The organism is Mucilaginibacter sediminis (assembly GCF_051903035.1).
Lineage (GTDB): Bacteria > Bacteroidota > Bacteroidia > Sphingobacteriales > Sphingobacteriaceae > Mucilaginibacter.
The window spans coordinates 7,268,301-7,282,810 of the sequence record NZ_CP170602.1; the positions used below are offsets into that span (position 1 = coordinate 7,268,301).

Genomic DNA, 14,510 nt, shown 5'->3' on the forward strand with positions numbered 1-14,510 from the left:
AAATCAATATGAAAACAACATTTATCAGATTGTTAACGGCCTGCCTGGTGCTCAGCAGCAGCGTTTTTGCCCAAATGCCGCCGGTGGTGCCTATCTGGGACGCCAATAAAGTCACCCTCGGCCTGCACAAAGTGGCAACGGATATTTACGCTATCATCCCGACTACTGCAGAAACAGAAACAACTAAAGGTATTCCTCAGGCTACTACAGGTGGTTTTATCGTCGGAGATAAAGGGGTGCTGCTGATCGAGGTGATGATGACTAAGCGGCTTTACGACCAGGAAGTGAAACTCATCCGATTGGTGACGGATAAGCCCATTATCTATGCGGTTAACACCAGCGATCATGGCGATCATTGTTTCAGTAATTACTTACTTCCTCCTTCTACCCGCATCATTCAAAATGAATTTGCCAGGAATAACCTTTCAAAAAACTATGATGGCATTAAAACATTTATGGTCGGGCTTTTCGGCACCGGCAGGGAAATTGAAAATACTATTTTCCGGACGGCGGATATCGTGATCCCGAAGAACAGTGATCTTAAGGTAGATATGGGCGGTGGCAAGATTGTTGAACTTCTGAACATTAGCCCTGCGCAGTCTCAGGCCGATTTGTTTGTGTGGATGCCCAATCAAAAGATATTCTGGGCCGGTAACCCCTTCATCGCTGAAAGTCCTGCTATCCCCTGGTTATTCGATGGTGTCTTTTTGGAGCCTGTCGTTAACCTCAAAAAAGTATACGACTTTTTACCTGACGATGCCACTATTATTCCCGGCCATGGCCGCATTACCAATAAAGCCGGTATTAAATATACGATTGATTACGTCGAAAAATTAAAAATCGAAGTAGAAGCGGCGGTTGACAAAGGCTTGAGCCTGGAACAAACCAAAACGGCGGTGCCGATGAAAGAGTTCGATAAAGGTTATGTGTTGTTCAATTGGCTGCACTACAATTTCAACCTCCCTAATGCCTATAAAGACATTAGCAATAACAAGAATAAATAATCATAATTCCATATCAAAAACAATAAAACTATGAAAATCAGAACAACAATGAAACAGCTATTGGTTACCCTGCTGTTCTCGGCTTTAATTGCCAATGTTTTCGCGGCGGTTACTCCGGCTAACCCTCCGTCAAATTTTAAGCATCAGTATGCGACCGTAAACAATGTGAAGATCCATTACGTGATTGGCGGAAAGGGTGAGCCTTTGCTGCTGATACACGGCTTTGGCCAAAACTGGTATATATGGAACAGGCTGCTGCCCGAGCTGTCCAAACACTTTACTGTTATCGCACCCGATATGCGCGGCGTTGGTGAATCGGGTAAGCCAGCCGGTGGTTACGATAAAAAGAATATGGCAGTGGATATGCATGAACTGATGAAAAAATTGGGCTATCAGCGTATTAACCTCGCCGGTCATGACATCGGATTGATGGTGGCTTATGCTTATGCAGCCCAGTATCCAGGTGATGTAAAAAAACTGGTTTTGATGGATGCATTGTTACCCGGCATTGAGCCTGTTTGGAGCCAGGTTAAAGCCCAGGCCTGGTGGTTTGGTTTTTTTGCACAGCCGCATGCGGGAGAATTGGTTTCCGGTAAAGTCGGCGTATTTTTTACCGACTTCTGGCCTGTTGTAGGTTTTCAAAAAAACGCTTTTACCAAGGGAGAGACTGCTGAATTTATCAGGGCTTATTCTGTACCCGGCGCTACCACCGGTGCATTCCATTGGTTTGGGTATTTTAACCAGGACGCCAAAGACAATGTTGAATTTGCCAAGAAAAAACTGCCGATGCCTGTGCTGGCTATGGGTTCAGATCATTTTGCCGGAGCATTCCTGGCAACACACATCAGCTTGGTGGCTACTAACGTGCAGGAATCTGTCATCAAAGATTCGGGACACTGGGTTGTGCAGGAAAACACACCGCAGGTTCAAAAAGACCTGCTAGCATTTTTAATGAAGTAATTATTAAGTCCGGGCATCAACAATTGGCCTTATGTAGCTGTTAAACAGGGAGCAGTTATCACAATACGGGCGTATAATAAGAAGGTTCAACCCAATTCAACGATGTTGAGCATGGTAAGGAGCATAGGCCGGGTACATCTGGCTTATGTTTTCTCAAGTAAATAACAATATTAGTTTTATATCGCATTAATTTTTAAATATTATGGATCTGCAGTTACAAAACAAAAAAGCGCTGGTCACTGGCTCTACCGCCGGTATAGGCTATGCCATTGCTCTTCAATTAGCTAAGGAAGGCGCCGAAGTTATTGTCAATGGTCGCACTACAGAACGGGTGGATAAAGCAGTAGCACAAATTAAAACCGAAAGCGCCAATGATAAGGTAAGCGGCATAACTGCTGATTTTAAGAGCCTCGAATCTATTAACAATTTGATTAGTCAATTACCACAGGTAGACATCCTGATTAATAATGTGGCCATCTTTGAACCGAAAGCATTTGTTGACATTACCGACGAAGACTGGCTGCGCTTTTATGAGATTAATGTCATGAGCGGCATCCGTTTATCCCGTGCCTATTTTCCTAAAATGTTAGCTGTCGGCTGGGGAAGGATCATCTTTATTTCAAGCGAATCAGCTGTACAGATCCCGGAAGAAATGATCCATTACGGTATGACCAAAACCGCCCAGTTGGCTATAGCCCGCGGTCTGGCTGAATTGACCAAAGGCACCGAGGTTACAGTTAACTCTGTGTTACCCGGCCCCACCATGTCAGAAGGAGTAGGTGGCTTTATTGAAAACCTGGCGAAGGATCAAAACAAGACCATGGCTGAGGTGGAAGCCGATTTCTTCAAAACGGTACGGCCTACATCTATCATTCAACGGTTTCTTAATACCAGCGAAGTAGCAAACATGGTTACCTACCTGGCCAGTCCGCTGGCCTCGGCAACCAATGGCGCTGCTGTAAGAGCCGAAGGTGGATTGCTAAAGGGCATAGTGTAAGAAAAATCCCGCATTTTTTTCGATCATTTACTAAAGCCGTGGAATAGTTCCATGGCTTTTTTGTCATTCCAACGAGGCGGGTTAGTGTATTAGATATTAAATTTTCAATTTGTTAATTGCTTTGGCTATTCCTCCGGTTGTGCTGCCCGAAAGTTTTAGTCGACTGGTATCAATGCCAGAGGTTTTCCCCTATACGCCTTATACATCACAGATTTATGCAGAGGATTGCACCGGATGTAATCTTTTTGCAGAAGTGTGCCTGGTTATCGTTAATACTGATAACGACAGGAAAACCATTAACCTCGACAAGAAACACAATCTCACTGAAACAAGGGATAATATCAGCCTTTTGGGCAAATCCCGGTAAATGAGTGCTCCTCTGTAAATTTTTCGTCGGTGCGACGAGGACAATTTATCGAATCATTGTTTGAATTTTCTAGAGCAAAGTTCCTGGTGTAGGAAACTGTCCCCGGTTATTCCGGTTCCTGATCAGCCTCGGCAAGTAGGTTCGGTTTTAAAGCACCAACGTGACCAGGATCATACCCGATACTGACCGTCATCATGTTATTTACCACTGGTTTAGTCGTTATTTGACTTTATGATTTACATCTTTTATTAATTATTGAAGTTATGAAAACAGATATTCAAATTCAAAAAGACGTGATGGATGAACTGAAATGGCAGCCATTTTTAAATTCATCAGAAATTGGCGTTGCCGTTAAGAACGGCATAGTGACCCTGTCAGGGAACCTGGATTCCTACGCCAAAAAGTTAGATGCCGAAAGAGCGGCAAAAAAAGTAGCCGGTGTTAAGGCGATAGCCGAAGATATCCGGATTGGCGTATCGCCCGGCGCCGGTAAAACAGATGCGGAGATTGCCGAGGCGGTTTTTAACACCCTTAAATGGCATTCTGCCGTGCCGGAAGAAAAAATTAAAATAAAGGTAGAAGATGGCATCGTAACGCTGGAAGGTGAGCTGGAGTGGGAATATCAGCGGGTGAATGCAAAAACGGCCATTCAATCCCTTTCTGGCGTGCGTTCGGTAATTAACCTGATCACGATTAAACCGAAGTTAAACGCATTTGACATGGAACAAAAAATCATGGCTGCCTTTCGCAGAAACGCCACTGTTGATGCCAGCAAAGTAAACGTTAGCACAATTGGCAACAAGGTTGTTTTGACAGGTAAAGTGCGCTCATTTGCCGAAAGCGAAGATGCGGAAGACGTAGCCTGGGCGGCACCCGGCGTTTATCACGTTGAAAACAAACTGACCGTTGAAGAGCCTGAATATGCATTTTAATTCACCATTAAATTAAAGATCATGAAACGATTTAAAATAGCACTTATACTGGCAACGCTCTTAACCGGCGCTGCCGTGCGGTCATTCGCGCAAGTTATCCTCCCCGAAGTGAAGATCATCGCATCAACTTATAAATACCTGAATGCAACTGATAACCGCGAAATGGCGCAACCTGTGAGGATGCTGGAGTTTAAAGCGGCGGCTTACGATGTAAAAAAGTCGGAATTTTACGACGATGATTATGACGGATATTATATATCTTTTTTTATCCCCGATGGAAAGATTCTGGCTGCCTACGATAAAAATGGCAAGCTGCTTCGTACCGCGGAAAAATTCAAGAACACCAAGCTGCCCGCTGCAGTAAAGGACGCCGTTACCCAACGGTTCCCTAATTGGCATATTTCGGAGGACGTTTACCAGGTTCATTATTTTGACCAGAAAGAGAAAGCAGATAAAACCTTTAAGCTGCTGCTGCAAAACGGCGATAAGCGCATGAAAGTAAAATTGAATGGAGAAGGAAAATTCATTTAACCCTTAACGGAAACCAAACAATCAAACAGCTTTCGTGAACAAAGTTCGCGAAAGCTGCCTCTTAAATATAGAAGATATGAAAAAGATCATGATCGCACTCGGCGCAGAAAAAACAGAGCAGCAAAGTACCGCCTTTGCATGTTACCTGGCACGGCTAACCGGCTCCCGGCTAACAGGAGTTTTTTTGGAAGATTTACCCACAGAAAATGTTCCAGGGGTGAAATTTGCCTACGGCAGCGTGTTTGTGGAAACCATTGACACGGGCAACGTACCTGAAACAGAATTCAAGGGTCGGGCTGTTGCCGAAAATATTAGCGCATTTAAAAGGTACTGCGAAGAACAGGGTGTTGACTGCCAGATACACTGCGATCAGGGTGTTCCTGATGCGGAATTGATAGGCGAGAGCCGATATGCAGACATTATTATTACCCCGCCTGGATTGTTTGCATCCTCGCCGCTTGAGGTGCCTGCCGGTTTAGTAAAGGAGTTGCTGGCGAAGTCTGAATGCCCGGTTATGATCGCTCCGCACCATGCCGAACCGGTCAATAAGATCCTGTTCGCCTATGACGGAAATGCGTCATCGGTATTTGCGATTAAGCAATTCACTTATTTATTCCCCGAATTAAAAGACGCCGAAATCACCGTATTGCAAGCGAACAAGGATGCCGTATTCAGCGAGGATCAGAAAGAAAAACTGTACGAATACCTGAAAGAACATTATCACCGTATCGATTTTAAAGACCTTCGCGGTAAACCAGAAGATGAGCTGTTTGATTATACACTGCGGCAGAGTAGTGCCTGCCTGGTCATGGGTGCCTTTGGCCGCAATTGGTTATCAAGGTTGTTTAAAGCCAGTACGGCCGACCTGCTGATCAAAATCAACAACCTGCCGGTTTTTATTGCCCATCCTGTGGTTTAATAAAATTAAGTAACACACATCTGCATTAATTCCAAAATCATGAAAAAAATAAGCGCAGTATTTGATGGATTAAAATTCGCGGATAGTACGCTGGCTTACGCTATAAAACTGGCCGAAAGCAGCAGGGCGCTTCTCTCCGGGGTATTCCTGGAGTCATTGCTGTATAACAGTTACCGGCTGGATGACCTCATCGGGAGCAGCGGGCTGTCTGAAGTGAAAATTAAACATCTTTTGGAAAAGGATAAAGCTACCCGGGATAAATCGGTCGGAATCTTTGAACAGGCCTGCAAAAAAGCACATATCAGCTATGCCATACATCGCGATCAAGGTTTTTCTTTACAGGAAGTACTTAAAGAAAGTATTTATAGCGACCTGCTGCTAATTAACGTAGAAGAAACGTTCAGCCATGTGCGTGTCCAGCCTCCTACACATTTTATCCGGGAGCTGCTTGCAGCAACGCAATGCCCGGTCTTTATTACACCCCGGGATTACCAGGAGATTGAAAAAGTAGTGCTGCTTTATGATGGCAAGCCGCCGGCTGTATATGCAATAAAGATGTTCAACTATATGATGCCCTGGCTGCGCGGTAAACCAATTGAAGTGGTTTCGGTAGCCGATGACGGCGATGTGGCCGAACTCCCTGATGAAGCTTTGGTTAAGGAATTTATTGCCTGTCATTATCCGGCGGCAAGCTATGCCTTGTTGAACGGTAACCCTGAGGAAGAGCTGACCACCTTTCTTAAAAGCCGTAATAAACATACCCTTGTTGTGTTAGGGGCCTATCAGCGCGGAGGTGTTTCCCGCTGGTTTAAATCCAGTATGGCCGACAAACTTATAAAAGAAATAGAAGCGCCCTTGTTTATAGCTCACCACTAACCCCCAAAACTCATGGAAAAGATACTCGTGACTACCGACCAATCCGCTAATTCAAAAGCGGCAATTCGCTTTGCTATTAAGTTGGCCAAACAACGCCAGGCTGAATTAGTTATTCTGCATGTTTACCATCTTTTAAAACCTTTCAAATGGACAGCGGAAGCCTTTGATCAATATATTGTGCAATTCAGAGAAAAAACGATTGAAGAACTATCCTCATTTATTGCCGAAATTTATAAGGCGATAGAAGAGCCCGAAATCACTTACCAATTGGCCCTGGTATCCAACGTTGATGTGGTGGATGGGATCAGGGATTATGCCAGTAAGCACAGTTGTGACTATGTATGCATCAGTACCCGCGGCGCAGGCACGCTAACTAAAATATTCGGTACACATACCGCCAAACTGATTAGCAGTTCTGCAGTACCCGTTTTGTGCATACCAAGTTCTTATCATTTAAAAGAATTAAAACACATTCTTTATGCATCGGATATGACCGATTACGAAAACGAATTGAAAAAGGTAGTTGATTTTGCGAAGCCCCTTGGGGCCAGCGTAGCCATGATGCATATTTCATACCCCTATGAATTTGCGTTTGATAAGGAACTTGCGGAAGCCACGCTACAAAAAAAAGCATCCTATCCAGTGAGTTTGTTAACCCCCAAAAGAGACATCAACCATGCTTTGCTGGAAGATATGGACCAGGCCATCAAGGCCAGCAAACCATCACTCCTTGTATTATTTACCCATCAGTCAAGGTCAATGTTTGAGAAATTATTCTTTCCATCCAATGCTGAAGAATATTCTTTTTACGGCAAAATTCCCTTACTTACTTTTAATAAAAGCGAAGAAAGTAAATGAAATACCCAATAGATCATCCCTTTTCTTTAACGGCAACGGAGGTGGTCGGGTTGGCTCAAACAAATAGCAATACAGGGATTTCTGAACATGAGGCCACGAAACGCCGTAAAGCCTATGGCCCCAATGCTTACCAAACGCAAAAACTAAAAAGCCGATGGTTGATATTACTGGCCCAATTCAGGAGCCCCATTGTTTATCTTCTGGTTTTTGGCGCAGCCGTTTCGCTGTACTTTAAAGACCGGTTAGAAACCATGTCTATCCTGGCGGTTATCATCATTAATGCCATGATTGGTTTTTTTATGGAAATGCAGGCACGCAGTTCAATGAACGCCCTGAAAAAAATGGAAGTGATACGGGCCAAAGTGATTCGCAACGGCGAAGCCAGGCCGATTCCGGCTGATGAGCTGGTGCCCGGCGACCTGGTTTTGCTTGAGGCTGGAGATATGATCCCTGCAGATGGACGCCTGGTTGCTGTAAGCAGGCTACAATGCGATGAATCCCCGCTAACCGGTGAATCACTTCCGTCTGATAAAACAACAGAACGGCTAAAGGAAGATAGCAGAATTGGTGACCAGCGAAACATGGTTTTTAAGGGCACTTCTGTAATGAACGGAAACGGGAAAATGGTGATTACTGGGATAGGTGCAAATACACAGTTAGGTGTCATTACCGCTTTGGTTGAAAGTTCGGCCGAAACGATTACTCCGCTGGATAAAAAGCTGAACAAGTTAAGCCGGAAACTAATCTGGATTACCCTGACCATGACCGTTATTTTTGCGGTAACAGGGTTTATACAAGGCAAAGCTTTCCTGACTATTATAGAAACCTCCATTGCGCTGGCTGTTGCTGCGATACCTGAGGGCTTGCCAATTGTAGCGACTGTTGCCTTGGCATACGGCATGTTGCTGATGGCCAGGCGAAATGCCATTGTAAAGAAAATATCCGCCGTAGAAACGCTGGGCAGTACCGGGGTGATCCTGACGGACAAGACCGGCACCCTGACCGAAAACAAGATACATGTGGATACGTTTGCGTTTCCGGAGGAAAGTGTTAAAGTTCATATCGAAAATAACCTCCTGAAATTTCCGGGTGGTACTATTAAAGCGAGCGCCGAAAACTTGGATAAACTCTTATTAGCTGGGATTCTGTGCAATAACGCTGATGAAACGACAGGGGATCCCGTGGAAGTGGCATTAATGCAGATAGCTATGGCTACGGGGTTAGATACCGGTGAATTAATTAAACAATACGTACGGATTGGCGAGGTGCCATTTAACTCGGAAATTATGATGATGTGCACCCTGCACCAAACGCCGTCCGGATATTTTGCCGCGGCTAAAGGTTCGGTTGAACGGCTGTTAGAAAAATGCAGCCAAGTACAATCGGGAGCATTTTTCAAGGCTCTTGACAACGAATCCCGTAATGCCATACTTTTAAAATCTGAAAAGATGGCTGCCAGCGGCCTGCGGGTGTTGGCATTTGCCTACCGGCTGGACGATGCACTTACCAGGCATAACTACTTGAATGATCTGATTTATATTGGTATGGCTGGTTTTATTGACCCGCCCCGGATAGACATCAAAGGAGCAATCCTGGCTTGTAGAAATGCAGGCATTAAAGTGGTGATGATTACAGGCGACCATCCGCAAACCGCATTAAACATTGCCCGTAAGGTAGGTTTGATTGATGGTAACAGCAAAGACGTAATCACCGGAAAAGAACTGCCTGAAAATGCTTCCCTGACTAAAGCATGGATACAGCGGGTATTGGGCACTGCTGTTTTTGCACGCACTTCCCCCAGGCAAAAATTGGAAATAGCGGAGGTTTTCCAACAGGCCGGATTTGTAGTTGCCATGACAGGTGATGGTGTAAACGATGCGCCAGCGTTAAAAAAAGCAGATGTAAGTATTGCCATGGGCCAGCGGGGAACACAGGTTGCTAAAGAAACAGCCAGTATCATATTGAAAGACGATTCGTTCACTTCCATCGCCCGGGCAGTGGCACATGGCCGCGAGATATTTCAAAACATACAAAAGTTTGTGGTATACCTGGTGTCCTGTAACCTGAGCGAGATATTTATAGTTACTATTTTAGGTGTTATCACTCCCGCAGCTACCTTATTGCCGCTACAGATCCTTTTCTTAAATATGGTGACCGACATCTTCCCTGCACTTGCACTGGGTTTGGGTACGGGCGATACTACCGTAATGCTGCGGCCCCCGCGCGATCCCCAAAAAGATATCATTACCAACAAAAAATGGCGGGTTATAGCGCTATACGCAGTTGTTGTTGCCTCTACGGTCATCCTTGCGGTTGTTTATGCCAGTAAAGTGCTGCACAGCGATGATAGTACCTGCAATAATGTAGCGTTTATTACTCTTACCTTCGCCCAGTTATTTCATGTGTTCAACATGTCATCGAAAGGTTCCGGCTTTTTGAATAATGAGATCACGAGGAACAAATGGGTATGGATTGCTATTTTGCTCTGCAGCGGCCTTATCCTGATGGTTTATGCTGTGCCTGGCCTGCGGTTGGTTTTAGGGCTTTCTGTACTTCCTTTTAAAGTGTGGCTGACCGCTATATGTGTTAGCCTGTTGCCGTTAGCTATTTTTCAGGTTCATAAAGCTATCCAAAAAATGGTACACTAAATTTGCAGCTCGCTTTTTACCGGCCGTTCGTCGCCCAGTAGTACACCCCATTGCTTATAATTTTCAGTACGGTCAAACATGATTTTTAAAATAGAAAGCACCGGCATTGCCAGGAACATCCCCGACAAGCCCGCCATAACACCGCCAACGATAATACCAACGATAGAAACAAGCGGGTTGATTTTTACCTGCGAACCCACAATACGCGGCATAAGGATATTATTGTCCAGAAATTGTACTGCTGTAATGGCTCCTAATACGATCAGCACATCCAAAAGGCTCTCTGATGAAGCCAGGGTAAGGAGTACGCTCAAAATATTGCCAATTAATGCACCAAGGTAGGGTATAAGGTTTAGAAAAGCGAAAATGATGCCAATGAGTAAGGCGTTGCGGATACCGAAAAGCCACAATGTGCCCCCTAAAAGAACAATGATGTAGGTAATCTGTATCAACAACCCAACCAGGTAGCTTTTAATCATTTTTTCGGTTTGTCGTACAATCTCTTCTACATTTTGGTATTCATCTTTTTTAAACCACATCAGCATGAACTTTAAAAAAAGGTTCCGGTACAGGATGATAAAGTAGATATAAATAGGCAGTAAGCCTATAAATATAATGATGCCCGATAAAGATCCGGCTGCACCACTCAATACGCCGCCCAACGAACTGAATAGTTTTTTGCTCTGCTCATTAATGAATTTAACTTGCTCTGCCGGGGAATAGCCAAATGAACGGCTTATCCAGATACTCAGGTCATCCAGGTGCTTGGCTACGGTACGTTGGATCTGCGGAAAATCATCCAACAAGGCCCCCAGTTGACTTGAGAACAGCCAAATGATTAACACCACTACGATGGTTAATAATAAAATTGGTAAAAAAACAGCTACCACTTCAGGTACCCTTATTTTTTTAAAAAACCGGAATACAGGCAAAAGTACCAAACTGAAAAAAAAAGCCATTAATAAGGGCATGATGATGGTATTCCCAACAACAACGATCGTTCCTAAAACAAACAGACCAATGAGCTCTATGGCCCGTTTCACGGATTCCGGCATTACTTTTACCATGGGGTGCAGTTTTTGCGCTCTTGCGGGGATTAGCCGGTTTACGAGCTTTTCGACTTAATATTTTCTTACCAAATGTCATCATTTGCAGGTGCTATTTTGCCAACTGGCATCAGGTGAAATAATGATCATAATCATTATTTACGGCAAAACCAGCTGGACAGGGCAAATTGGCAACGGGGGCAAATAGATTGGCGTTTTCAAGCTAATAATTGTCATTCAGGCTATTTTATATCGAAACGCATGCAGATAAAGCATTTTTTTCGTTTGGGATAAACATTTATTAAATATACCCCCTGTATTTGACCCCATAACCGCCTTTCTCTCCGTTTTTTTCGGGCGACTTTTATGGCTTCTTCAAAGGCAATAATTATTGACGTAATGGAGGGCTGCCCCGGTGTCAGGTACACGCCGCAAGTTTTAACTTTTATATTTAATGAAAAAAAGAATTATTAAACTGTTTTTATTGTTGCTTTGTATTGTAAGCCATGTAAATGCCCAACTTATTACTTACAAAGCTCCTGTTGGCGCTGCCTTAACTACCGATTTTATAGTAAAAGTAAGGCAAAAGGGAGGTGAATGGAAAACACTGCCTACATATAAGGCTACAGTTACCAATATAGTTAACACCAAAAGTGAACATCAAGCTACCTCTTTTGCATATTTTGATTTTTCGGGTACTGTAGAGGTTGCTGTTACTTACAATAAAGGTGCCGTTGAACAAGCCAGGGTGAGACCATTGGGCTTTGGTATAGTCCCCAGGATACAATTTAACACACTCTCCTTTTTTCTGGATAAGCCCCGTAATCTTTCAGTTGAAATAAATGGGGATATACTTCATAACCTCCAGTTATTCGCAAACCCGGTTGAAACTTTCCATCCGTCACCGGCCGACACCAATATAACCTATTTTGGCCCTGGGATACACCAGGTAGGTGTTCTTAAGGCGCGGTCAAACCAAACCATCTACCTGGCAGGCGGTGCTATTGTACAGGGGCAAATACTTATCAGTAAAGCCGAGAACGTTCGTATTTTGGGACGTGGGATTTTAACTCAGCTGCCCGTGTTTCAGAAGCAAAATGCCGGCAAAGCCGAGCCTTCGGCCGTACAGGGCTCCCGTAACGACCAGTTGACTGTAGCGTTTTCAAAAAACGTTGAAGTGGATGGCATCATCGTTTTGCCACATAAGTATAGTATACTTATCGGCCAGTCGGCAGGTGTGAAGATCAGTAATTTTAAGTCAATCAGCTTTGAAGGCAATGCCGATGGTATTGATGTTTTTTGCAGCTCGGACGTTGCCATCAGCGATATTTTTATGAGAAACTCAGACGATTGCATAGCTATTTACGGTCATAGGTGGAATTATTATGGCAATACCAAAAATATCTCAGTTTCCAATGCTACACTTTGGGCAGATGTTGCCCACCCCATACTGATTGGCACTCATGGCGATACCGACAAGCCGGACACACTTGAAAATATGACTTTTAAGAATATTGACGTCCTGGAACAGCACGAGCACCAGATAGATTACCAGGGTTGTATTGCGCTGAATGCCGGAGACAGTAACCTGTTAAACCAATTGCGATTCGAAAATATAAGGGTCGAAGATTTCAGAGAAGGGCAACTTGTTAATATCAGGGTAATGTTTAATCACTATTACAATACTTCGCCGGGCAGAGGAATACAAAATGTATATTTTAAAAATGTTGATTTCAATGGACATCACTCCAATATTTCGGTCATCGCGGGCTACGATAATGAACGCCGGATAAAAAATGTTGTATTTGAAAATTTAAAGATCAACGGGGTAAGCATAGCAGATGATATGCCAGGGAAGCCAGGTTATTATAAAACAGGGGATATGGCGAATATCCTTATCGGGGAACATACCGATGGCATTCGCTTTATTGCGACTAAGGACAAATAGTTAAATTAAGCCGATATTATCAGACATTCTGCTGCCCGTTCATAGGAAGCTCGGGCAGTAGGTTGGTACATTCAAAAAATGTCAACATAAAAGTTAGTGATGCCCGGAAAATCGAATTAAACAAAAGACCTATTTATCCGCCGGGTTTTTCTTTTTATTTGCCAACATGTCCATCATTTTTAATAAACGTTCGTTCCTGGTTTTTTCCTGTTTGGCGGTCAGTATCCAAAGCACGTACTCTTTTTTATTGCTGTACGATAGCTGTTGGTACCAGGCCATAGCCGCGGGTTGTTGTTCAAGGGTGGTTTTTATATAGTGCGGAAGGGTAATAACTTTGTTGTTAACGTCAATATAAGCGTTATGCTCATTATTACGGATGCCGTCGTTTCTTCCTTCGGATACTTTTACCTTATCGTGGGGGCGGAAACGTAACGCAGTCCAGGTTTCATTTACGGCGGCAGATGCAACCGGGCGCAGACCATAAACGGCAGGTTCGGTCCAGCTGCTCATCATCTCCAGATCGGTGGCGATTTTAGAAGTTTTTTTTGGGTAGATGATCCAGAAAACAGCATCGTCATTTAATACCGGGATAATTACTTTCAGCTCTGATGCCAATTCCTGGCTGTTGATGATAAATAAAAGTATCCCGTTAAAACTGCCGACGGTATTAAAAACAATTTCGGCATCATCGGGTAGCGGCAATAAGCTATCCAGAAAATTAGCAGGTGCGTTATGCAACAACCAGCGTGAATTGGGTTTTATCTGGAGTTTTTTTGTTAAGGCGCTCATTTTTGGTATCAAGTAGTTAGTATCAAGTATCAAGATAAAAGAACTATAGATACAAACTTAAAAGAAAACCATGAACCATCTACTATGAACCAGCTACCAGCTTGGCAAAAAAGTCCCACAGTACAATGCCGGCGGATACTACAATATTAAAAGAGTGTTTAGTGCCAAACTGGGGAATTTCGATACAGGCGTCTATGGATTGCATAACCTCGTCGCTTACGCCGTTTACCTCGTTGCCAAATATGAGGGCGTACTTTTGGGCAGGATCGGGAACGAATTCATTGAGCATGGTGCTGTTTTCGGCTTGCTCAACGGCAATAATCTGGTAGCCCTCGCCGCGCAATTGTTCAACAGCCTGTAACGGTGTTTCGTAATAGGTCCAGTTTACAGACAGGGTGGCGCCGAGTGCGGTTTTTTCAATTTCGCGGTGTGGCGGCTGGGCGGTGATTCCGCAAAGGCAAATTTGTTCAACCGCAAAACCATCTGAAGTACGAAAAATGGAACCGATATTGTGCATGCTACGCACATTATCCAACACTACGGCAACCGGTAACTTAGCCTGTTCCTTAAACTCATCAACCGATGCCCGGTTCAGCTCATCTAACTTTAGTTTACGAATCTCCATAGTGGTTCAT

Annotated in this window: 13 protein-coding genes; 10 read left to right on the forward strand and 3 right to left on the reverse strand. The window is 44.0% G+C overall.

Translation table 11 applies throughout. The features are described from left to right. The first annotated feature begins 8 nt into the window (after positions 1 to 8). From ACFGVS_RS30310 to ACFGVS_RS30350, 9 genes are all read left to right on the forward strand, one after another. Complete coding sequence (locus ACFGVS_RS30310; RefSeq protein ID WP_439696840.1) at positions 9 to 1,004, forward strand: hypothetical protein; 996 nt, start codon at positions 9 to 11, stop codon at positions 1,002 to 1,004. 30 nt (positions 1,005 to 1,034) lie between these two features. Then, on the forward strand, positions 1,035 to 1,964 hold the full coding sequence (locus ACFGVS_RS30315) for an alpha/beta fold hydrolase (RefSeq protein WP_439696841.1): 930 nt from the start codon (positions 1,035 to 1,037) through the stop codon (positions 1,962 to 1,964). 202 nt (positions 1,965 to 2,166) lie between these two features. Beyond that, the gene (locus ACFGVS_RS30320; RefSeq protein ID WP_439696842.1) at positions 2,167 to 2,961 is read left to right on the forward strand and encodes an SDR family NAD(P)-dependent oxidoreductase; all 795 of its coding nucleotides are present in this window, start codon (positions 2,167 to 2,169) and stop codon (positions 2,959 to 2,961) included. Positions 2,962 to 3,591: 630 nt separating this feature from the next. Further along, positions 3,592 to 4,260: a BON domain-containing protein gene (locus ACFGVS_RS30325; protein ID WP_439696843.1), complete on the forward strand. Its 669-nt coding sequence runs from the start codon at positions 3,592 to 3,594 to the stop codon at positions 4,258 to 4,260. A 21-nt stretch (positions 4,261 to 4,281) separates the two neighbouring features. Then, a complete protein-coding gene (locus tag ACFGVS_RS30330) occupies positions 4,282 to 4,791 on the forward strand; it encodes a nicotinate-nucleotide adenylyltransferase (protein WP_090645954.1) in 510 nt (169 codons plus the stop codon). A 76-nt stretch (positions 4,792 to 4,867) separates the two neighbouring features. Beyond that, positions 4,868 to 5,710: a hypothetical protein gene (locus ACFGVS_RS30335; protein WP_439696844.1), complete on the forward strand. Its 843-nt coding sequence runs from the start codon at positions 4,868 to 4,870 to the stop codon at positions 5,708 to 5,710. Between the two features lie 39 nt (positions 5,711 to 5,749). Then, positions 5,750 to 6,586, forward strand: coding sequence for a universal stress protein (locus tag ACFGVS_RS30340; RefSeq protein WP_439696845.1), 837 nt, complete (start codon positions 5,750 to 5,752; stop codon positions 6,584 to 6,586). 12 nt (positions 6,587 to 6,598) lie between these two features. Then, positions 6,599 to 7,444, forward strand: a complete 846-nt coding sequence (locus tag ACFGVS_RS30345) for a universal stress protein (RefSeq protein WP_090645965.1) — start codon at positions 6,599 to 6,601, stop codon at positions 7,442 to 7,444. Beyond that, the gene (locus tag ACFGVS_RS30350; RefSeq protein ID WP_439696846.1) at positions 7,441 to 10,092 is read left to right on the forward strand and encodes a cation-translocating P-type ATPase; all 2,652 of its coding nucleotides are present in this window, start codon (positions 7,441 to 7,443) and stop codon (positions 10,090 to 10,092) included. The genes ACFGVS_RS30345 and ACFGVS_RS30350 overlap by 4 nt, the downstream gene beginning before the upstream one ends. Here ACFGVS_RS30350 and ACFGVS_RS30355 read toward each other — a convergent pair. Next, positions 10,089 to 11,159: an AI-2E family transporter gene (locus ACFGVS_RS30355; RefSeq protein ID WP_439696847.1), complete on the reverse strand. Its 1,071-nt coding sequence runs from the start codon at positions 11,157 to 11,159 to the stop codon at positions 10,089 to 10,091. The two genes, ACFGVS_RS30350 and ACFGVS_RS30355, sit on opposite strands and share 4 nt — an antisense overlap. A gap of 433 nt (positions 11,160 to 11,592) precedes the next feature. On the opposite strand from ACFGVS_RS30355, the gene ACFGVS_RS30360 reads away from it, so the two are divergent. Then, positions 11,593 to 13,086, forward strand: coding sequence for a glycosyl hydrolase family 28 protein (locus ACFGVS_RS30360; protein ID WP_439696848.1), 1,494 nt, complete (start codon positions 11,593 to 11,595; stop codon positions 13,084 to 13,086). Between the two features lie 129 nt (positions 13,087 to 13,215). Here the strand turns inward: ACFGVS_RS30360 and ACFGVS_RS30365 are convergent, their stop codons facing one another. After that, positions 13,216 to 13,875 carry a YdeI/OmpD-associated family protein gene (locus tag ACFGVS_RS30365; protein ID WP_439696849.1) on the reverse strand — a complete coding sequence of 220 codons (660 nt, stop codon included), beginning with the start codon at positions 13,873 to 13,875 and terminating at the stop codon, positions 13,216 to 13,218. An 82-nt stretch (positions 13,876 to 13,957) separates the two neighbouring features. Further along, entirely contained in the window at positions 13,958 to 14,494 is a 537-nt protein-coding gene (locus tag ACFGVS_RS30370) for an RNA methyltransferase (RefSeq protein ID WP_439699275.1), read from the reverse strand. Positions 14,495 to 14,510: the final 16 nt, after the last annotated feature.

Bases quoted from the DNA above. Each gene is read 5' to 3' on its own strand.
- ACFGVS_RS30310 (WP_439696840.1), top strand. From the start codon at position 9: ATGAAAACAACATTTATCAGATTGTTAACGGCCTGCCTGGTGCTCAGC.
- ACFGVS_RS30315 (WP_439696841.1), top strand. From the start codon at position 1,035: ATGAAAATCAGAACAACAATGAAACAGCTATTGGTTACCCTGCTGTTC.
- ACFGVS_RS30320 (WP_439696842.1), top strand. From the start codon at position 2,167: ATGGATCTGCAGTTACAAAACAAAAAAGCGCTGGTCACTGGCTCTACC.
- ACFGVS_RS30325 (WP_439696843.1), top strand. From the start codon at position 3,592: ATGAAAACAGATATTCAAATTCAAAAAGACGTGATGGATGAACTGAAA.
- ACFGVS_RS30330 (WP_090645954.1), top strand. From the start codon at position 4,282: ATGAAACGATTTAAAATAGCACTTATACTGGCAACGCTCTTAACCGGC.
- ACFGVS_RS30335 (WP_439696844.1), top strand. From the start codon at position 4,868: ATGAAAAAGATCATGATCGCACTCGGCGCAGAAAAAACAGAGCAGCAA.
- ACFGVS_RS30340 (WP_439696845.1), top strand. From the start codon at position 5,750: ATGAAAAAAATAAGCGCAGTATTTGATGGATTAAAATTCGCGGATAGT.
- ACFGVS_RS30345 (WP_090645965.1), top strand. From the start codon at position 6,599: ATGGAAAAGATACTCGTGACTACCGACCAATCCGCTAATTCAAAAGCG.
- ACFGVS_RS30350 (WP_439696846.1), top strand. From the start codon at position 7,441: ATGAAATACCCAATAGATCATCCCTTTTCTTTAACGGCAACGGAGGTG.
- ACFGVS_RS30355 (WP_439696847.1), bottom strand. From the start codon at position 11,159: ATGGTAAAAGTAATGCCGGAATCCGTGAAACGGGCCATAGAGCTCATT.
- ACFGVS_RS30360 (WP_439696848.1), top strand. From the start codon at position 11,593: ATGAAAAAAAGAATTATTAAACTGTTTTTATTGTTGCTTTGTATTGTA.
- ACFGVS_RS30365 (WP_439696849.1), bottom strand. From the start codon at position 13,875: ATGAGCGCCTTAACAAAAAAACTCCAGATAAAACCCAATTCACGCTGG.